16 protein-coding genes are annotated in these 19,092 nt (G+C 71.2%); 13 read left to right on the top strand and 3 right to left on the bottom strand.

The genetic code is table 11. From position 1 onward, the window contains the following. Window positions 1–115: 115 nt before the first annotated feature. From ACIP89_RS30190 to mutM, 9 genes are all read left to right on the top strand, one after another. Entirely contained in the window at window positions 116–1,759 is a 1,644-nt protein-coding gene (locus tag ACIP89_RS30190; RefSeq protein ID WP_402117674.1) for a DAK2 domain-containing protein, read from the top strand. Between the two features lie 150 nt (window positions 1,760–1,909). Beyond that, entirely contained in the window at window positions 1,910–4,135 is a 2,226-nt protein-coding gene (gene recG, locus ACIP89_RS30185) for an ATP-dependent DNA helicase RecG (RefSeq protein ID WP_402117673.1), read from the top strand. A 109-nt stretch (window positions 4,136–4,244) separates the two neighbouring features. Beyond that, on the top strand, window positions 4,245–4,829 hold the full coding sequence (rsmD, locus tag ACIP89_RS30180) for a 16S rRNA (guanine(966)-N(2))-methyltransferase RsmD (protein WP_401932107.1): 585 nt from the start codon (window positions 4,245–4,247) through the stop codon (window positions 4,827–4,829). Between the two features lie 26 nt (window positions 4,830–4,855). Next, the gene (gene coaD / locus ACIP89_RS30175) at window positions 4,856–5,335 is read left to right on the top strand and encodes a pantetheine-phosphate adenylyltransferase (protein ID WP_401932273.1); all 480 of its coding nucleotides are present in this window, start codon (window positions 4,856–4,858) and stop codon (window positions 5,333–5,335) included. Window positions 5,336–5,433: 98 nt separating this feature from the next. Further along, the gene (locus tag ACIP89_RS30170; protein WP_402117671.1) at window positions 5,434–6,534 is read left to right on the top strand and encodes a cell division initiation protein; all 1,101 of its coding nucleotides are present in this window, start codon (window positions 5,434–5,436) and stop codon (window positions 6,532–6,534) included. Between the two features lie 162 nt (window positions 6,535–6,696). Further along, the gene (locus ACIP89_RS30165; RefSeq protein ID WP_401932276.1) at window positions 6,697–7,368 is read left to right on the top strand and encodes a YceD family protein; all 672 of its coding nucleotides are present in this window, start codon (window positions 6,697–6,699) and stop codon (window positions 7,366–7,368) included. 2 nt (window positions 7,369–7,370) lie between these two features. Next, window positions 7,371–7,544, top strand: coding sequence for a 50S ribosomal protein L32 (gene rpmF, locus ACIP89_RS30160; RefSeq protein WP_003965982.1), 174 nt, complete (start codon window positions 7,371–7,373; stop codon window positions 7,542–7,544). Between the two features lie 19 nt (window positions 7,545–7,563). Then, entirely contained in the window at window positions 7,564–8,391 is an 828-nt protein-coding gene (gene rnc, locus ACIP89_RS30155) for a ribonuclease III (RefSeq protein WP_402117669.1), read from the top strand. A 115-nt stretch (window positions 8,392–8,506) separates the two neighbouring features. Then, complete coding sequence (mutM, locus tag ACIP89_RS30150) at window positions 8,507–9,361, top strand: bifunctional DNA-formamidopyrimidine glycosylase/DNA-(apurinic or apyrimidinic site) lyase (protein WP_073738751.1); 855 nt, start codon at window positions 8,507–8,509, stop codon at window positions 9,359–9,361. Between the two features lie 174 nt (window positions 9,362–9,535). On the opposite strand, the gene ACIP89_RS30145 is transcribed toward mutM, so the two are convergent. Together ACIP89_RS30145 and ACIP89_RS30140 are read right to left on the bottom strand one after the other, a co-directional pair. Further along, window positions 9,536–9,955, bottom strand: a complete 420-nt coding sequence (locus ACIP89_RS30145; RefSeq protein WP_401932115.1) for a winged helix-turn-helix transcriptional regulator — start codon at window positions 9,953–9,955, stop codon at window positions 9,536–9,538. 109 nt (window positions 9,956–10,064) lie between these two features. Beyond that, the gene (locus tag ACIP89_RS30140) at window positions 10,065–11,072 is read right to left on the bottom strand and encodes a CAP domain-containing protein (protein ID WP_401932117.1); all 1,008 of its coding nucleotides are present in this window, start codon (window positions 11,070–11,072) and stop codon (window positions 10,065–10,067) included. Between the two features lie 144 nt (window positions 11,073–11,216). On the opposite strand from ACIP89_RS30140, the gene ACIP89_RS30135 reads away from it, so the two are divergent. From ACIP89_RS30135 to ACIP89_RS30120, 4 genes are all read left to right on the top strand, one after another. After that, entirely contained in the window at window positions 11,217–11,498 is a 282-nt protein-coding gene (locus ACIP89_RS30135) for an acylphosphatase (RefSeq protein ID WP_329160551.1), read from the top strand. Window positions 11,499–11,936: 438 nt separating this feature from the next. Beyond that, on the top strand, window positions 11,937–12,149 hold the full coding sequence (locus tag ACIP89_RS30130) for a hypothetical protein (RefSeq protein ID WP_024494492.1): 213 nt from the start codon (window positions 11,937–11,939) through the stop codon (window positions 12,147–12,149). 351 nt (window positions 12,150–12,500) lie between these two features. Continuing rightward, window positions 12,501–16,385, top strand: a complete 3,885-nt coding sequence (locus ACIP89_RS30125) for an AAA family ATPase (RefSeq protein ID WP_402117667.1) — start codon at window positions 12,501–12,503, stop codon at window positions 16,383–16,385. 142 nt (window positions 16,386–16,527) lie between these two features. Next, window positions 16,528–17,946, top strand: a complete 1,419-nt coding sequence (locus ACIP89_RS30120; RefSeq protein ID WP_402117665.1) for a sugar porter family MFS transporter — start codon at window positions 16,528–16,530, stop codon at window positions 17,944–17,946. 53 nt (window positions 17,947–17,999) lie between these two features. Here the strand turns inward: ACIP89_RS30120 and ACIP89_RS30115 are convergent, their stop codons facing one another. Beyond that, window positions 18,000–18,965, bottom strand: a complete 966-nt coding sequence (locus ACIP89_RS30115; protein ID WP_402117664.1) for an LLM class flavin-dependent oxidoreductase — start codon at window positions 18,963–18,965, stop codon at window positions 18,000–18,002. Window positions 18,966–19,092 lie beyond the last annotated feature (127 nt).

Raw genomic sequence — 19,092 nt, 5'->3', positions numbered from 1 at the left:
TACCATGGGATCCACAGCTGCCCGCCCCGCCCCTGACCCCGCCGGGGAGCACCGGCCGGGGCTACCCTGCGGTGCAGCCCGCCGCCCCAGGCCCCGTTCCGAGGAGGACCGACAGGTGCCGCAGACCGCCGACGACCTGGACGCCGTCGCGGTGCGTACCTGGTGCTCACTGGCGCTGGACGCACTCGGCCGGGAGCGCGAGGCGATCGACGCGATCAACGTGTATCCCGTCGCCGACGGGGACACCGGCACCAACCTCTACCTGACCGCGGAATCCGCGGCGGCGGCCGTCGAGGCGGTGTTCGCCGCCCATGAGACCGGCACCTCCGCACCCTCCACCGCCGACGCGGTACGCGCCATGGCGCACGGGGCGCTGCTCGGCGCACGGGGCAACTCCGGAACGATCCTGGCGCAGTTGCTGCGCGGAATGGCCGGGGTGCTGGCGGAGGAGCCCGGTGTCCCGGCCGGGGCGGACCGGCTGCGCCTCGCGCTGACCCGGGCCGCGGCCTCGGCGCGCGAGGCTGTCGCCCACCCCGTCGAGGGCACGGTCCTGACGGTGGCCACCGCGGCCGCCGAGGCCGCGGGGCGCACCGGGGCCGGTGCCGGAGCGGGCGCGGTGGCGCGGGCGGCGTACGAGGGGGCGCGCACCGCCCTGGAGGCGACCCCAGGACAGCTGGCCGTGCTCGGCAGGGCCGGGGTCGTGGACGCCGGCGGGCGGGGACTGGTGGCGGTCCTCGGAGCGCTGGTCGAGGCGGTCTCCGGCCGGGCTCCGGAGCGGCCGTACGAGATGCCGGCCGCGCCCGTCCCGTTCGCCGCCGCCGACGGCTGCCCCGCGGCGGACGATCCGCCGGGCGGTCCGGCCTTCGAGGTCATCTACCTGCTGGAGGCCGGGGACGAGGCCGTGCGGCGGCTGCGGACCCGGCTCGACGCGCTGGGCGACTCGCTCGTCGTGGTGGGGGGCGACGGGCTCTGGAACGTCCATGTGCACGTCGACGACGCCGGTGCGGCGGTGGAGGCCGGGGTCGAGGCCGGACGCCCGTACCGCATCCGGATCACCCACTTCGCCGCGGACCGGCTGCACGCCCGCCCCGAGCCCGCCCAGCGCGCCGTCGTCGTGGTCGTCCCGGGCGACGGCCTCGGCGGCCTGTGCGCGGAGGCCGGGGCGACGACGGTGCTGGCCCGCCCCGGGGAGCCGCCCGCCAGCGGCGAACTGGTCGACGCGATCCGCCGCGCCCACGCCCGCGAGGTGGTGCTCCTGCCCAACGACGCGGACCTGCGCCACACCGCCGCGGCCGCCGCCGAGCAGGCCCGCGCCGAGGGTATCCGGGTCGCCCTCATCCCCACCAGGGCCGCGGTCCAGGGCATCGCGGCGCTGGCCGTCCACGAGGCCGACCGCAGCTTCGACGAGGACGTGGTCGCGATGACCGCGGCGGCCGGAGCCACCCGGTACGCCGAACTGGCCGTCGCGGAGCGGCAGTCCTGGACCATGGCGGGGATCTGCCAGGCCGGCGACATCCTGGGCCTCGTCGACGGCGATGTCGCCGTCATCGGCCAGGACGTCCAGCAGACGGCCCGCAGCGTGCTGGACCGGATGCTGGCGGCCGGCGGCGAACTGGTCACCCTGGTCCTGGGCGAGGACGCCCCCGACGCACTGGCCGCGACGCTGGAGGAACACGTCCGCGAGGGCTACCTCGCGGTGGACACGGTGGTCTACCGGGGCGGCCACCAGTGCGCCCCGCTCCTGATCGGCGTGGAGTAGGCCCGGCGAAACCACGGACCGGGCAGGCGGAATCAAGCCCGTCCGGCGACTGAGGAGAAGAGGGAGTGCGCCGGACGACCCCGGCGCCCCACCCCCGTACGGACCCACAACCCGGGCCGCGCCGGACAACTGTCAGTGGCGTGGTGTGCAATGGACTACGTGTCTGCGTTCGACGAACCCCTCAAGAAGCTGCTCGGCGGCGCCACCGCGAAGGTGATGGCCGAACACCTCGACCTGCACACGGTCGGTGATCTGCTGCACCACTACCCGCGGCGGTACGAGGAGCGCGGCCGGCTCACGGCGCTGACCGACCTCCCGCTGGACGAGCACGTCACGGTCGTCGCGCAGGTCGCGGACGCCCGCGTGATGACGTTCAACGGCGGCCGGGGCAAGCGCCTCGAAGTGACCCTCACCGACGGCCACGGACGGCTCCAGCTGGTCTTCTTCGGCCACGGCGTCCACAAGCCGCACAAGGAGCTGCTGCCGGGCCGGCGCGCCATGTTCGCCGGCAAGGTCTCCGTCTTCAACCGCAAGATGCAGCTGGCCCACCCCACCTACCAGCTCCTCGACGCCGAACTCACCGACGAGGCCGGGGCGACCGAGGCCGTGGACGCCTTCGCCGGCAAGCTGCTCCCGATCTACCCGGCTTGCAAGCAGCTCGACTCCTGGCGGATCGCCAAGGCGGTCGACGCCGTGCTGCCCAGCGCCCAGGAGGCCGTCGACCCGCTGCCGCCCGCACTGCGCGAGGGCCGCGGCTTCACCGCGCTGCCCGAGGCGCTGCTGAGGATCCACCGCCCGCAGACCAAGGCCGACGTCGCGGCGGCCAGGGACCGGCTCAAGTGGGACGAGGCCTTCGTCCTCCAGGTCGCGCTGGCCCGCCGCCGGTACGCGGACACCCAGCTGCCCGCCGTCGCCCGCAGACCCGTCCCCGGCGGGCTGCTCGACGCCTTCGACGCCACGCTCCCCTTCACCCTCACCGACGGCCAGCTCAAGGTCTCCAAGGAGATCTTCGACGATCTGGCGACTGAGCACCCGATGCACCGGCTGCTCCAGGGCGAGGTCGGCTCGGGAAAGACCATGGTCGCGCTGCGCGCGATGCTCGCCGTCGTCGACGCGGGCGGCCAGGGCGCCATGCTCGCTCCCACAGAGGTCCTCGCCCAGCAGCACCACCGCTCCATTACCGAGATGATGGGCGAGCTGGCCGAGGGCGGCATGCTGGGCGGCGCGGACCAGGGCACCAAGGTGGTCCTGCTCACCGGTTCCATGGGCATGCCCGCCCGCCGCCAGGCGCTCCTTGACCTGGTCACCGGCGAGGCCGGCATCGTCATCGGCACCCACGCGCTGATCGAGGACAAGGTGAAGTTCCACGAGCTGGGACTGGTCGTCGTCGACGAGCAGCACCGCTTCGGCGTCGAGCAGCGCGACGCCCTCCGGTCCAAGGCGCACTCCCAGGGGGAAAAGAGGTCGCCGCATCTGCTCGTCATGACCGCCACCCCCATTCCCCGCACCGTCGCCATGACCGTCTTCGGTGACCTGGAGACCTCCGTCCTGGACCAGCTGCCGGCCGGCCGTTCCCCGATCGCCAGCCATGTCGTCCCCGCCAAGGACAAGCCGCACTTCCTCAGCCGTGCCTGGGAACGGGTCCGCGAAGAGGTGGAGAACGGGCACCAGGCCTACGTGGTCTGCCCCCGGATCGGTGACGACGAGAACGAGACGGCAGCCAAGAAGGGGAAGAAGGCGGCCGCGGAGGAGGCGGACAAGCGCCCGCCGCTCGCCGTCCTGGAGATCGCGGAGCAGCTTGCCAAGGGGCCGCTGAAGGGGCTGCGCATCGAGGTGCTGCACGGCAGGATGCACCCCGAAGAGAAGGACGACGTGATGCGGCGCTTCGCCGCAGGCCAGGTCGACGTGCTGGTGGCGACCACGGTCATCGAGGTCGGGGTCAACGTCCCCAACGCCACCGCGATGGTGATCATGGACGCCGACCGGTTCGGCGTCTCGCAGCTGCACCAGCTGCGCGGCCGGGTCGGCCGCGGCTCCGCCCCCGGACTCTGCCTGCTGGTCAGCGAGGCCCACGAGGCGAGTCCCGCCCGCGCCCGGCTCTCCGCCGTCGCCTCCACCCTCGACGGCTTCGAGCTGTCCCGGATCGACCTGGAGGAGCGCCGCGAGGGCGATGTCCTCGGCCAGGCCCAGTCCGGGGTCCGCTCCTCGCTGCGGGTCCTCAGCGTCATCGACGACGAGGAGGTCATCGCCGCCGCCCGCGCGGAGGCCGTCGAGGTCGTCGCCGCGGACCCCGAGCTGGAGCACCTGCCCGAGCTGCGCCTGGTGCTGGACGCGCTGCTCGACAAGGACCGCGAGGAGTACCTCGACAAGGGGTGAGGGCGGGGGCGTCCGCCCCGGGGCGCCCCGGCCGCGCCGACGCCATATCGTGGGTGGCACGGCGCCCGCAGCACCCTGCGCGCCGCCCCGACCCGAGGACCAGACACCCATGACCCGCGTGATCGCCGGCTCGGCCGGCGGACGCCGCCTGGCCGTCCCGCCCGGTACCGGCACCCGCCCCACGTCCGACCGGGCGCGCGAGGGCCTGTTCTCCACCTGGCAGGCGCTCCTCGGCACCCTCGACGGCATCCGGATCGCCGATCTGTACGCGGGCTCCGGCGCCGTCGGCCTCGAAGCGCTCTCCCGGGGCGCGGTCCACGCCCTGCTCGTCGAGGCCGACGCCAAGGCCGTCCGCACCGTCCGGGACAACGTCCGCACCCTGGGCCTGCCCGGCGCGGAGGTCCGTACCGGCAAAGCAGAACAGATCGTGACAGGACCGGCGCCCGCGGAGCCGTACGACGTGGTGTTCCTCGACCCTCCGTACGCCGTCACCGACGACGATCTTGGCGAGATACTGCTCACACTCCGTACCCAGGGGTGGCTCTCGGCCGATGCGCTCGTCACCGTGGAGCGCAGCACCAGAGGCGGAGAATTCAGCTGGCCCAAGGGATTCGAGCCATTGCGGGCCCGTCGCTACGGCGAGGGAACGCTTTGGTACGGTCGCGCCGCCGCTGCGTGCGAAGACGCACGATGACCGGACCGGAGAGCGAGGGAATCAAGTTGCGCCGCGCCGTCTGCCCGGGGTCGTTCGACCCCATCACCAACGGACATCTCGACATCATCGGCCGCGCCTCGAAGCTGTACGACGTCGTACACGTCGCGGTGATGATCAACCAGTCCAAGAAGGGTCTGTTCACGGTCGACGAGCGGATCGACATGATCCGCCAGGTCACCGAGGACTTCGGCAACGTACAGGTCGAGTCCTTCCACGGACTGCTGGTCGACTTCTGCAAGCAGCGCGACATCCCGGCGATCGTGAAGGGCCTGCGGGCCGTCAGCGACTTCGACTACGAACTCCAGATGGCCCAGATGAACAACGGGCTCTCGGGCGTCGAAACGCTCTTCGTGCCGACCAATCCGACCTACAGCTTCCTGTCGTCCTCGCTGGTCAAGGAGGTGGCGACCTGGGGCGGTGACGTCTCGCACCTGCTGCCCCCGCTGGTCCGCGAGGCCCTGACCGAGCGCCTCGCCCAGCAGTGAGGCCCTGACAGACCGTCACTAGGTGTCGGGCGGGCGCCGACTGGCCGTACAGTCGTCCCGTCCGTCTCCAATCGGCAGTAGAGAGTGGCGAGCACACGGTGGACGTGCAGAAGAAGCTCGACGAGATCGTCGAAGCGGTCGGGAGCGCCCGGTCGATGCCCATGTCGGCGTCCTGCGTGGTCAACCGCGCGGATCTGCTCGCGATGCTCGAAGAGGTGCGCGAGGCCCTGCCCGGCTCCCTCGCGCAGGCCGCCGAGCTGATCGGCGGCCATGAGCAGCTGGTCGAGCAGGCCCGCCAGGAGGCGGGGCGGATCATCGAGGCCGCCCACGCCGAGCGCGGCTCGCTGATCTCCGACACCGAGATCGCCCGGCGCTCCCAGGCGGAGGCCGACCGGATCCTCGGTGAGGCCCGCAAGGAGGCCGACGAGATCCGCGCCGAGGCCGACGAGTACGTCGACAGCAAGCTCGCCAACTTCGAGGTCGTCCTCACCAAGACCATCGGCTCCGTCGACCGGGGCCGAGAGAAGCTCCTCGGCCGCGGCCAGGGCTTCGACGAGCAGGGCTACGAGGACCCGGACTTCGCGGAGGCCCCCGAGCGCAGCGCCGACCCGGCCACGCTCCAGCGCCGGGCCGACGAGTACGTGGACACCAAGCTCGGCGCCTTCGAGGCGGTGCTCGCCAAGACCCTGGAGGCGGTGGGCCGGGGCCGGCAGAAGCTGCACGGCCGGGTCGCCACCGACGACCTCGGCGCGCACATGGCCGCCCAGGACGCCGCGGGCGGCCGGGGCCACACCAGCGACGAGGACCACTGGGCGGGACTGGCCGAGATCGCCACCCCGCAGCCGCCGCAGGTGCCCCAGCAGGCCGATCCGCAGTACCCCGTGCGGCAGGAGTCCCAGTACCCCGTACAGCAGGAGCCGCAGTACGCGCAGACGTACCCCTACCAGGACCAGCCCCAGCAGGACGTGTACGGCTACCAGCAGCAGCCGGACCCCTACACCGGCTACCAGCAGCAGGGCTACGACCAGAACCAGGCCGTCCCGCCGCCCGCCCAGGGCTACGACGCCTGGCAGCAGCAGCCCGTCCAGGCCCAGCAGCCCCTCCAGCAGCACGGTGAGGGCGCGCTGGACGAGACCAGCCTGTTCGACACCAGCATGATCGACCTGGACCAGCTGCGCCGGTACGAACAGGAGCGCTGACCGGCCGGGAACCGGCGGGGGCCGCTGCCCTGCGCCCGGTCAAGGCCGGATTGGGAGCTGGGCGACGCGTCAAGTATCCTGGTTCTTCGGTCGCGCGTATGTCCGCGATCCTGGCTGCCCGCTTCGACTCCGGAGTCGGTCGGCCCCTCCCCACCACGCGTGATGCGCATTGATTCGAAAGCAGGAAAAGCCCTGAACGGCCACCTCGACCACCGAAACCCTCTCGTGTTCGATACGCACGAGCTGGGTCGGCGTCCGGGTGCCATGAAGCGGCTGACCCGCTCGGTGGACGCCCCCAAGGACTTCGGTATCGACGGAGTCGTCGGTGTGCCGGAAGGCGCACCCGTGGAGCTGGACGTCCGCCTCGAATCGGTCATGGAAGGTGTGCTTGTCACAGGCACCGCCCGTGCATCGGCCGAGGGGGAGTGCGTAAGGTGTCTGGAGCCGCTGAGCCTTGAGGTCGAGGCGGACTTCCAGGAAATGTTCTCGTACCCTGACGCCGATGACCGGAACCGCAGCAAGACGGCGGACCCGGTCGACGACGCCGAGGACGACGAGGACAGGTTCTTCCTTGAGGACGGCTTGTTCGACCTTGAGTCAGTGCTGCGTGATGCGGTAGTGCTCGCACTGCCGATGCAGCCGGTGTGCCGGGAGACCTGCGCCGGTCTGTGCTCCGAATGCGGAGTCAGGCTGGACGAGAACCCCGGTCACCACCACGAAGCCCTCGACATCCGTTGGGCGGCATTGCAGGGACTCGCCGAGACCGTTCAGGACGGCGAGAAGGACAACATGGGCGGCGCCGAACCTGGCGTCGACGAGAAGCAGGAGAAGTAGCCGTGGCTGTTCCGAAGCGGAAGATGTCGCGCAGCAACACGCGCCACCGCCGGTCGCAGTGGAAGGCTGCGGTCCCCACCCTGGTTTCGTGCGAGCGTTGCCAGGAGCCGAAGCTGCAGCACATCGCGTGCCCGAGCTGCGGCACGTACAACAAGCGCCAGGTCCTCGAGGTCTGAGCGGCTGGTGAGAGGCCCGATGTCTGAGTTGTCCCACGCCAAGAAGCAGGCAGACAACGTCAACACAGCCTCGTCCCACACGCTTCTGGAAGGGCGGCTCGGGTATCACCTTGAGTCCGCCCTTCTGGTGCGTGCGCTGACCCACCGTTCGTACGCGTACGAGAACGGCGGCCTGCCCACCAACGAGCGGCTTGAGTTCCTCGGGGACTCGGTGCTCGGCCTGGTGGTCACGGACACGCTGTACCGCACCCACCCCGACCTGCCTGAAGGCCAGCTGGCCAAATTGCGGGCCGCGGTGGTCAACTCGCGTGCGCTTGCGGAAGTGGGCCGCGGCCTCGAACTCGGCTCCTTCATCCGGCTCGGCCGCGGTGAAGAGGGCACGGGTGGCCGGGACAAGGCGTCCATCCTCGCCGACACCCTTGAAGCGGTGCTCGGCGCGGTCTATCTCGATCAGGGCCTCGGCGCGGCCTCCGAGCTGGTTCACCGGCTCTTCGACCCGCTGATCGACAGGTCCTCCAACCTCGGCGCCGGCCTGGACTGGAAGACCAGTCTCCAGGAGCTCACCGCGAGCGAGAGCCTCGGAGTCCCCGAGTACCTCGTCACGGAGACCGGCCCGGACCACGAGAAGACCTTTACTGCTGCTGCTCGCGTCGGTGGTGTCTCGTACGGCACCGGCACCGGCCGTAGCAAGAAGGAAGCGGAGCAACAGGCGGCGGAATCCGCCTGGCGCGAGATCAGTGCCGCCGCGGAGACGCGGGAGGCTGTGGCCGGCAAGGCCGCTGCCGACGGAGGGGCCGCCGACACCCCTGCCGAACCGCCGTCATCCACGGACGTCGCTCCGGCCTGACCCCGGAAGACCCCCCGGTGCCCTGCGCACCGGGGGGTTCTCTCTGTCCGGATCCTCTTCGGATACCCGGATTCTCTTCGGATACCGGATTCCTTCCAGATACAGGAGTGACACCGTGCCTGAGCTGCCCGAGGTCGAAGTCGTCCGACGCGGTCTCCAGCGCTGGGTGACCGGGCGCACGGTCGGTGAGGTCGAGGTACTGCACCCGCGTGCCGTCCGCCGCCATCTCGCGGGCGGCGTGGACTTCGCGGCCCGGCTCGACGGGGTCCGGTTCGGGCCCGCGATGCGCCGGGGCAAATACCTCTGGGTGCCGCTGGACGACACGTCCAGCTCGCTCCTCGGCCACCTCGGCATGAGCGGTCAGCTGCTCGTGCAGCCGCAGGACGCCGCCGACGAGAAGCACCTGCGGATCAGGATCCGGTTCGACGACTCCCTCGGCACCGAACTCCGCTTCGTCGACCAGCGCACGTTCGGCGGCCTCTCGCTGCACGACAACACTCCCGACGGAGTGCCCGACACCATCGCGCACATCGCCCGCGATCCGCTGGACCCGGAATTCGACGATGCCGCGTTCCACACCGCGCTGCGACTGCGCCGCACCACCGTCAAGCGCGCCCTGCTCGACCAGTCGCTGATCAGCGGGGTCGGCAACATCTACGCGGACGAGGCGCTGTGGCGCGCCAAGCTGCACTACGACCGGCCGACCGCGACCCTGACCCGCCCCAAGTCGGCCGAGCTGCTCGGCCACGTCCGCGATGTGATGAACGCGGCACTGGCACAGGGCGGCACGAGCTTCGACAGCCTCTACGTCAATGTGAACGGCGAGTCCGGCTACTTCGACCGGTCGCTCGACGCCTACGGTCGCGAGGACGAGCCGTGCCACCGCTGCGGTACGCCGATGAGGCGTCGCGCCTGGATGAACCGGTCCAGCTACTTCTGCCCGCGCTGCCAGCGCCCGCCGCGCCCCTAGGGTCTCTCGCCGGACCGCCGTCTGCCGCGCGACGCCGTGCGAGCCGAGAGCACGCACCTGACGCCGCGCGGCCCCTCGGGCGACGCCGGCGGTTCGACGACAGGCCCTTGGACTCGTTAGGGCCTGTCCGGCGGATCATGGCCGGGGGCGCGGCGCTGATCCACCGGACAGTCCCTAGCCCCCGCTGCCCGTTCGGGCCTCGTCGTAACGGGCGCGGGCGGCCAGGACCTCGTCCATCCGGCCCTCGACGAGGTGGATCAGTCCGAGCAGCCGCTCGGCGACCTGCCGCCCCAGCGGGGTGAGCTCGTAGTCGACGCGGGGCGGGTTGGTGAGTTGCGCCTCGCGGTGTACCAGGCCGTCCCGTTCCAGTGCGTGCAGTGTCTGGGAGAGCATCTTCTCGCTCACGCCGTCGACCCGGCGGCGCAGCGCGTTGAAGCGGAGGCTTCCTTCGTACAGGGCGCCGAGCGTCAGGCTTCCCCAGCGTCCGGTGGCATGCTCCAGGGTGCCGCGCGAGGGGCACTGCTTGGAGAACACGTCGAAGGCCCACGCCTCGTCCGGACAGCCGTCCGTCCCGCTGTCACCGTTCTCGTCCATGCAAACCAGCGTACGCCCGCACAGCGCTCTCTCCGGGGTTGCGCGATCCGGCGGAGAGCGTGTGGGGCGTACGGGGCAGCAGCTGTTGGTGAGACGGGGCGGGTGCGGCTCAGAAGCCGAAGTCCTGGGTCCACCAGGGACCGCCGGAGCCGAAGTGGACACCCACGCCGAGTGTCTTGTAGTCGCAGTTGAGAATGTTCGCGCGGTGGCCCTCGCTGTCCATCCAGGCGTCCATCACGGCCTGTGCGTCGGCCTGGCCGCGGGCGATGTTCTCGCCGCCGAGCCCGTCCACGCCGGCCTTGGCGGCCCGGTCCCAGGGGGTCTTGCCGTCGGGGTCGGTGTGGTCGAAGAAGCCGCGGGCCGCCATGTCGTCGCTGAAGTCCTGGGCGAGCGAGGCCAGCGGACCGCTCGCGGTGACCGGGCTGCACCCCACCTTGGCGCGCTCCTGGTTGACCAGGGAGAGCACGGCGGCCTGGGCCGAGGTGCCGGCGGCGGGCGGCGCCGTGGTCCGCGTGGCGGCCGGTGCGGACGCCGAGGGGGCCGGAGCGGCGGCCGCCGTGCCCGCGGCGCTCTTCGTGGCCCGTGCGGCGGGGGCATTCGAGGCGGCGGCCTTCCGGGACGGCTGCGTGCTCGCCGCCTTCCCCGCGTGCCGGCCGACGTCCGTGTCCTTGTCCTTGTTCTCGGCGTTCTCGGCGTTCTCGGCTTCCTTCGCCGGTCCGGAGGTCTTGGACGGGGACGAGGAGGGCTTGCCGTCCTCGGAGCGGCTCGGCTCCGTCGGCCCGTCGGCGCGGCCGGTGCCGCGGCTGGCCGTGTCGGACGCGGTGTGACGGTCGGCCGGCGGGGTCGTGGAGCCACCCTGGGACAGCAGGTCCGGGGCGCCCTGGGAACGCACCTGGTCGGCGGCCGAACCGCCGCTCAGGTAGTTGTCACCACCGGGCAGCAGTCCGGAGGCCACGGCGACGGCCCCGACGGCCATGGCCGCTGAGACACCGAGCAGTCCTGTGCGCACCGGCAGGCCGGACCGCTTCCCGCGCCGGTCTCCCCGGCTCCGGCCGGCGTCCCGTCCCGCGCTTTCCTCAGCGGTGGGAGCTGCGGCGGAGCGTCGATGGCGTCCCATCTGCTGTGCCCTTCTGACGACCTCGACGCCGTTTTCGACGCCACCATGACTCACCCGATCGAGTGAGCTTTTGCGAGGGGACTGTACGCCATCAGCTTTCGGCGAGATGTGCTCAGAAAGTAATGGGGCAGTTAGCGTTCGGGCATGAACGAAGATGTACGGCTCACCGCCTGGGTACGCGGCCGAGTACAGCAAGTAGGGTTTCGCTGGTTCACCAGGGCAAACGCTCTGGAGATCGGGGACCTCACCGGATTCGCCCTCAATCTCGACGACGGCAGAGTGCAGGTCGTGGCCGAGGGGCGGCGTGAGAATTGCCACCGTCTGCTGGAGTGGCTGCGCTCGGACGACACACCCGGCCGCGTTGACGGAGTCACTGAGATCTGGGACACGCCGCGGGGTGGATACGAGGGGTTCGCGATCCGCTGATCCGGTGCCCGGACGGGCACCGGAGATGTGCCGTGTTCGGGCTGTGTTCGAGGGGCGGCGCGGGGTGACAGCGAGGGGCGCCGTTCCACGTACACATGAAATGACCTGCGGAATGATCCGGTGGTTGCCAAGAATCGGTTGCCGTGCGAGGCTGCGGCGAGAAGGATGATCTCCGCGCCCCCGAGGGCCCCGCAGGAGAGTCGCGCCGCATGATCGCCAGGCCGCGCGCCCCCGGGACGCCCTTCTCTACGGGGTGTGATCGTGTTGACCGTCAAACTTTTTGGTGAGACGCTGAAAACCCCGCGCACCTTAGCTGTTCGGCAGAGCTGTTTGGCAGCAGAACAGCAGTGAACACAGAGCACTGCCGAGCACCGCGGGTGCGATTCCCTCACGACCCACACCGCATCGGTCGGTCACTCAGTGTGGAGGACCATCCTCATGGCAAAGGCGCTTCTCGGTTACGTCGGCGGTTCCGACCCGCGACTCCTCGCCGAGATGCGACGGCTTCAGCAGCGCGTCCAGGATCTTGAATCCGAGATCGTACGGATCCAGGACGAGAACGACGCGCTCAACGCCGCCGCTCAGCACCAAGAGTCGCTGCTCGACAGCATCGACATCGACGTACCTCAGGCGGAGCCGGCGCTGACCTGACCTATGGCCCCAGGGCCGGTCGGGCTGTACGCGTCAGCCGCACGGAATCATCGTCGGATCGTCACCGGATCATTGAAGATCGATCGCGCCTGATCATCGCTTGCTCGTGGAATGCGCTGATCTGCGTCTTCGGCTGCCCGTCATTGATCCGGCACGCGCGTCTCCACGGAGGCGCCGGATCCGTCGACAGAGCAATGCACAAGATTTACAGGGGACGCTTCGGCGTCCCTTCTTTCTTTTCCCCTCAGAACCGCGCCCGTCCCGCCCCGGACGTACACCCCTTCCCTTACCGTCTGATGTGCCCTGCACCTTCATCAGCGAAACCGAGAGCGAAAGGTAGAGTCCGGCGGCGTGCACCTCAAGGCCCTGACCCTGCGTGGTTTCAAATCGTTCGCCTCCGCCACGACCCTGCGGTTCGAACCCGGGATCACCTGCGTGGTCGGCCCCAATGGATCGGGCAAGTCCAATGTGGTGGACGCGCTTTCCTGGGTCATGGGGGAGCAGGGTGCCAAATCCCTGCGCGGCGGAAAGATGGAGGACGTCATCTTCGCCGGCACCACCGGGCGGCCTCCGCTCGGCAGGGCGGAAGTGTCGCTGACCATCGACAACTCCGACGGGGCACTGCCCATCGAGTACGCCGAAGTGACGATCACCCGGATCATGTTCCGCAATGGCGGCAGCGAGTACCAGATCAATGGCGACACCTGCCGGCTGCTGGACATCCAGGAACTCCTCTCCGACTCCGGCATCGGCCGCGAGATGCACGTCATCGTCGGCCAGGGCCAGCTGGACTCCGTCCTCCACGCCGACCCGATGGGGCGCCGCGCGTTCATCGAGGAGGCCGCCGGCGTACTGAAGCACCGCAAGCGCAAGGAGAAGGCGCTGCGGAAGCTGGACGCGATGGGGGCGAACCTGGCCAGGGTCCAGGACCTCACCGACGAACTGCGGCGACAGCTGAAACCACTCGGCCGGCAGGCGGCGGTCGCCCGCCGGGCCGCAGTCATCCAGGCCGATCTGCGCGATGCCCGGCTGCGGTTGCTCGCCGACGACCTGGTCCGGCTGCACACCGCCTTGCGCAGCGAGATCGCGGACGAGGCCGAGCTGAAGCGGCGCCGGGAGGCGGCAGAGGCGGAGCTCAAGGCGGCGCTGGGGCGCGAGGCGGAACTTGAGGACGAGGTACGGCGGCTCACGCCCAGGCTCCAGCGCGCCCAGCAGACCTGGTACGAGCTGTCGCAGCTGGCCGAACGGGTGCGCGGCACGATCTCACTGGCCGACGCCCGGGTGAAGAGCGCCACCGCCCCGCCGGAGGAGGAGCGGCGCGGCCGCGACCCGGAGGACATGGAGCGCGAGGCGGCCCGGATCCGCGAGCAGGAGGCGGAGCTGACCGCGGCGCTGGAAGCCGCGGAGCACGCCCTGGAGGACACCGCCTCCCACCGTTCCGAACTGGAGCGGGAGTTGGCGGCGGAGGAACGCAGGCTGAAGGACGCGGCCCGCGCCCTCGCGGACCGCCGCGAAGGGCTCGCCCGGCTCAGCGGCCAGGTCAACGCGGCCCGCAGCCGCGCCGGTTCCGCGCAGTCGGAGATCGACCGGCTGGCCGCCTCACGCGACGAGGCGCGGGAGCGGGCGGTCGCCGCTCAGGAGGAGTTCGAGCAGCTCAAGGCGGAGGTCGACGGGCTGGACGCCGGTGACGCCGAACTCGGTGAGCGGCACGAGGCCGCCCGGAGCGAGCTGAAGGAGACGGAGGCCTCGCTCTCCGCCGCGCGGGAGGCCGCCACCGCCGCCGAACGGAAGCGTGCCGCCGTCGCGGCCCGCCACGACGCGCTGGCCCTCGGGCTGCGCCGCAAGGACGGCACCGGGGTGCTGCTCGGTGCCCGGGACCGGCTGACCGGCCTGCTCGGACCGGCCGCGGAGCTGCTCACGGTGGCCCCGGGGCACGAGGTCGCGGTGGCCGCCGCACTGGGCGCGGCGGCGGACGCGCTGGCGGTGACGGACCCTGCCACGGCGGCCGAGGCGATCAGGCTGCTGCGGAAACTGGACGCGGGCCGGGCCTCGCTGCTGCTGGGAGCCGGAGGGGGAGGCGCCGGAGGGGGAGGCGCTGTTGGTGCTGACGTGCCTGGTGCTGGTGTTGGTGCTGACGTGCCTGGTGCTGGTGCTGGTGCTGGCGTGCCTGGTGTTTCTGCTGGTGCTGATGTGTCCCGTGTGCCTGGTGGTGCTGGTGTGCCTGGTGGTGCTGGCGGTGTCGGTCTCGGCGGTGTTGGTGCCGGCCACGTACCCGGGCAGGGCGTGGAAGCGGAGCCCGCGCCCCGGAGCGAGCCCGCCCGCGTCCCGGGCCAGGCGGCGGAGCGGCTCCCGGTGCGACAGGGCGCGGACGGAACCGGGGCGGCTCCGGCCGGCCACCCGGCCGCGTCCGCGCTCGGCGGCCTGGAGGACCCCGCCGTCGCGGACCTCGTCAGCGGCCCCGCCGGACTGATGGCCGCGGTGCGCCGGCTGGTGCGGGACATGGTGGTCGTCGGAACGCTGGAGGACGCCGAGGACCTGGTGGCCGCCCGCCCGGAGCTGACGGCGGTGACCGGCGAGGGGGACGTCCTCTCGGCGCACTTCGCGCACGGCGGTTCCGCGGGCGCGCCCAGCCTCCTCGAAGTCCAGGCGTCCGTGGACGAGGCCGCCGCCGAACTGGCGGAACTGGCGGTGCGGTGCACGGAGCTGGCCGGGGCCCAGCGGCTCGCCGCGGAACGTCGCGGCACCGTCGCGGCGCTCGTCGAGGAGCTGGGGGAGCGGCGCCGGGCCGCCGAGCGGGAGAAGTCCGGGGTGGCCCAGCAGCTCGGCCGGCTGGCCGGCCAGGCGCGGGGCGCGGCCGGTGAGGCGGACCGGATGGCCGCCTCCGCGGCCCGCGCCCAGGAGGCGCTGGAGCGCGCGACGCAGGACGCGGAGGAGCTGGCCGAGCGGTTGCTCGTGGCGGAGGAGGCCTCGCAGGACGGCGCCGACGAGGAGCCGGACAGCGCTGTCCGCGACCGGCTCGCCGCCGACGGTGCCAACGCCCGCCAGACCGAGATGGAGGCCCGGCTCCAGGTCCGTACCCATGAGGAACGGGTCAAGGCGCTGGCCGGCCGCGCCGACTCCCTGGACCGGGGTGCCCGCGCGGAGCGGGAGGCGCGGGCCCGCGTCGAGCAGCGCAGGGCGCGGCTGCGCCATGAGGCCGCGGTGGCCTCCGCCGTGGCGTCCGGCGCCCGTCAGCTGCTGGCCCACGTCGAGGTGTCCGTCGTACGGGCCGAGCAGGAGCGGGCCGCGGCGGAGGCCGCCAAGGCCGAGCGGGAACGGGAGCTGGCGGCGGAGCGGCTGCAGGGCCGTGAGCTCAAGGACGAGCTGGACAAGCTGACCGACTCGGTCCACCGGGGCGAGGTGCTCGGTGCCGAGAAGCGGCTGCGGATAGAACAGCTGGAGGCGAAGGCCCTGGAGGAGCTGGGCGTGGAGCCGGCCGGTCTGGCCGCGGAGTACGGGCCCGACCAGCTCGTGCCGCCGTCCCCGGCCGCGGAGGGCGAGGAGCTGCCGGAGGATCCGGAGCATCCGCGCAACCAGCCGAAGCCGTTCGTCAGGGCCGAGCAGGAGAAGCGGCTGAAGTCGGCCGAACGGGCGTACCAGCAACTCGGGAAGGTGAACCCGCTCGCCCTCGAAGAGTTCTCCGCACTGGAGGAACGGCACAAGTTTCTCTCCGAGCAGCTTGAGGACCTGAAGAAGACCAGGGCCGATCTGATGCAGGTCATCAAGGAGGTCGACGAGCGCGTCGAGCAGGTCTTCACCGAGGCGTACCGGGACACCGCCCGCGAGTTCGAGGGGGTCTTCTCGCGCCTCTTCCCGGGCGGCGAGGGGCGGCTCATCCTGACCGACCCGGACAACATGCTCACCAGCGGTGTGGACGTCGAGGCCCGCCCGCCGGGCAAGAAGGTGAAGCGGCTGTCCCTGCTGTCCGGCGGTGAACGGTCGCTGACGGCAGTGGCGTTGCTCGTCTCCATCTTCAAGGCCAGGCCGAGCCCGTTCTACGTGATGGACGAGGTCGAGGCGGCGCTCGACGACACCAACCTCCAGCGGCTGATCCGGATCATGGTGGAGCTCCAGGAGAGCTCCCAGCTCATCGTGATCACGCACCAGAAGCGGACGATGGAGGTCGCCGACGCGCTCTACGGCGTCTCGATGCAGGGTGACGGGGTCTCCAAGGTGATCAGCCAGCGGCTGCGCTGAGCCGCCCGCAGGCTTCGAAGACCGAACATCTGGCCCCTGTGCCGACGTTTCGTCTCCAAGTGGTGGCGCAGATGAACGTATGCGCCACTGGGTACAGCTCGCCCCCCACGCCTGCGTCTGCGGCCAGGCACCAGGAGTTCACGTGACCAGCACATCGCAGGGACCAGAGTCCGGAGCCAGAGCGGCCCACCCGGACCACCTCGGCCATGTCATCTTCATCACGGCAGCCGCTGCGATGGGTGGCTTCCTCTTCGGTTACGACAGCTCCGTGATCAACGGGGCCGTCGAGGCGATCCGCAGCCGGTACGACATCGGCTCGGGCACGCTCGCCCAGGTCATCGCCATCGCCCTCATCGGCTGTGCGATCGGCGCGGCCACCGCGGGCCGCATCGCTGACCGGATCGGCCGTATCCGGTGCATGCAGATCGCCTCGGTCCTCTTCACCATCAGCGCCGTCGGATCCGCGCTCCCGTTCGCGCTCTGGGACCTGGCGATCTGGCGCATCATCGGAGGCTTCGCCATCGGCATGGCCTCGGTGATCGGCCCGGCGTACATCGCGGAGGTCTCGCCGCCCGCCTACCGGGGCCGTCTCGGCTCCTTCCAGCAGGCGGCGATCGTCATCGGCATCGCCATCTCCCAGCTGGTCAACTACGGCATCCTGCAGATCGCCGACGGCGACCAGCGCGGCAAGATCGGCGGACTGGAAGCCTGGCAGTGGATGCTCGGCGTGATGGTCGTGCCCGCGGTTCTGTACGGTCTGCTGTCCTTCGCGATCCCCGAGTCGCCGCGGTTCCTGATCTCGGTCGGCAGGAAGGAGCGGGCCCGCCAGATCCTGTCGGAGGTCGAGGGCGAGGGGGTCGACCTCGACGCCCGGGTGACCGAGATCGAGACCGCGATGCACCGCGAGCACAAGTCGACCTTCAAGGATCTGCTGGGCAGCCGCCTCGGCTTCCTGCCCATCGTCTGGATCGGTATCGGCCTGTCGGTCTTCCAGCAGCTCGTCGGCATCAACGTGGCGTTCTACTACTCGGCGACGCTGTGGCAGTCCGTCGGCATCGACCCGACCGACTCGTTCTTCTACTCGTTCACCACCTCGATCATCAACATCATCGGTACGGTGATCGCGATGGTGCTGGTGGACCGGGTGGGCCGCCGCCCGCTGGCGCTCATCGGCTCCTGCGGCATGGCCGTCGCGCTCGCCTTCGAGGCGTGGGCCTTCTCCGCGAACCTGGTCGACGGCAAGCTCCCCAACACCCAGGGCGTGGTGGCGCTCGTCGCCGCCCACGTGTTCGTGCTCTTCTTCGCCCTGTCGTGGGGTGTCATCGTCTGGGTCTTCCTCGGCGAGATGTTCCCGAACCGGATCCGCGCCGCGGCGCTCGGCGTCGCCGCGTCCGCGCAGTGGATCGCCAACTGGGCGATCACCGCGAGCTTCCCGAGCCTCGCCGACTGGAACCTGTCGGGCACGTACATCATCTACGCCTGCTTCGCGACGCTCTCGATCCCCTTCGTCCTCAAGTTCGTCAAGGAGACCAAGGGCAAGGCGCTGGAGGAGATGGGCTGACCCCCGGTCCGCGCGGGGTACTGCTCACGCCGTACCCCGCGCGGACCACTCCTTCAGCCGCCGGCCGCCTCGCAGAACAGCCGCAGACTGCGCCAGCCCTCCTCGACCGGCATCCCGCCGCAGAGCGGATGCAGCACCAGGCTGTCCAGCTCCTGGCCCAGTTCCGCGCACTCCCGCGGGGTGACGATCCGGTAGACGCCCTCGTCGCGCAGCTCCGACACCGTCGTGGCCGCCGAGCGGACGGCCGAGCGGATGTCCTTGGACTGCCAGGAGGCGTACGTACGGGCCTCGTGCAGGAAGTGCTCCCCGTACTCGGCCCAGGTCCGGTCCGGGTCCTCGGACACGTGCAGCAGGGGCGTCTCGGCCGCGGGCATCATGCAGAACCCCTCGGTTCCGTGCTCCGCGCGCCGCTCGTGGTAATACGCCTCCAGCTCGGGGAGATGCGCGCTCGGGAACAGCGGCAGCCCCAGCCGCGCCGCCCGCCGCGCCGCCGCCCGGGAGCTGCCGCCGACCAGCAGCAGCGGGTGCGGCCGGGTGAACGGCCGGGGGGTCACCGTGACCGTGCGGCCGCGGAACTCGAACGGTTCCCCGGTCCACGCCAGCAGCAGCGTCTCCAGCAGCTCGTCCTGGATCCGGCCGCGCCTGCCCCATTCGACGCCCGCCCGCTCGTACTCCTCCGGCCGATAGCCGATCCCCGCGACGGTGACCAGACGGCCCGCGCTCAGCAGGTCCAGCACCGCGATGTCCTCCGCCAGCCGCAACGGGTCGTGCAGCGGCCCGATCACCGCGGAGACCGTGACCGCGATCCGGGCGGTCGCGCCGAAGACGGCCCCGGCCAGGACGAAGGGGGAGGGCAGCCAGGAGTTGGCGGCCCCGTGGTGCTCCTCGGTCTGCACGGTGTCGATGCCGTGCTCGTCGGCGTACGCGGCCATGTCCAGGGCCGCGCGGTAGCGGGCCGAGAGCGAGGCGGGCGTGGCGGCTGGATCGACGAGGTTGAACCGGACGACTGTGAAGGCCATGACACTGTCCCCTTCGCCGGGCGGGCTGGGCGAGGCCGGACAGTAGCTGACGTAGCGTCAGAAGTGTAGGGGTGCGTCGCACCGCCGTACGCCGGGGTGCGGCCGGGTGGCGGCGGGCCGACCGCGG

Source organism: Streptomyces sp. NPDC088730 (assembly GCF_044751215.1).
Classification (GTDB): Bacteria; Actinomycetota; Actinomycetes; order Streptomycetales; family Streptomycetaceae; genus Streptomyces.
The sequence above is the reverse complement of the archived record's forward strand: the minus strand, read 5'-3'. Positions and strand labels throughout refer to the sequence as shown.

What these genes read in the sequence shown, in the direction of transcription:
- recG (WP_402117673.1), top strand. Translation starts at nt 1,910, where the DNA reads ATGGACTACGTGTCTGCGTTCGACGAACCCCTCAAGAAGCTGCTCGGC.
- rsmD (WP_401932107.1), top strand. Translation starts at nt 4,245, where the DNA reads ATGACCCGCGTGATCGCCGGCTCGGCCGGCGGACGCCGCCTGGCCGTC.
- ACIP89_RS30165 (WP_401932276.1), top strand. Translation starts at nt 6,697, where the DNA reads ATGCGCATTGATTCGAAAGCAGGAAAAGCCCTGAACGGCCACCTCGAC.
- rnc (WP_402117669.1), top strand. Translation starts at nt 7,564, where the DNA reads ATGTCTGAGTTGTCCCACGCCAAGAAGCAGGCAGACAACGTCAACACA.
- ACIP89_RS30145 (WP_401932115.1), bottom strand. Translation starts at nt 9,955, where the DNA reads ATGGACGAGAACGGTGACAGCGGGACGGACGGCTGTCCGGACGAGGCG.
- ACIP89_RS30140 (WP_401932117.1), bottom strand. Translation starts at nt 11,072, where the DNA reads ATGGGACGCCATCGACGCTCCGCCGCAGCTCCCACCGCTGAGGAAAGC.
- ACIP89_RS30135 (WP_329160551.1), top strand. Translation starts at nt 11,217, where the DNA reads ATGAACGAAGATGTACGGCTCACCGCCTGGGTACGCGGCCGAGTACAG.
- ACIP89_RS30130 (WP_024494492.1), top strand. Translation starts at nt 11,937, where the DNA reads ATGGCAAAGGCGCTTCTCGGTTACGTCGGCGGTTCCGACCCGCGACTC.
- ACIP89_RS30115 (WP_402117664.1), bottom strand. Translation starts at nt 18,965, where the DNA reads ATGGCCTTCACAGTCGTCCGGTTCAACCTCGTCGATCCAGCCGCCACG.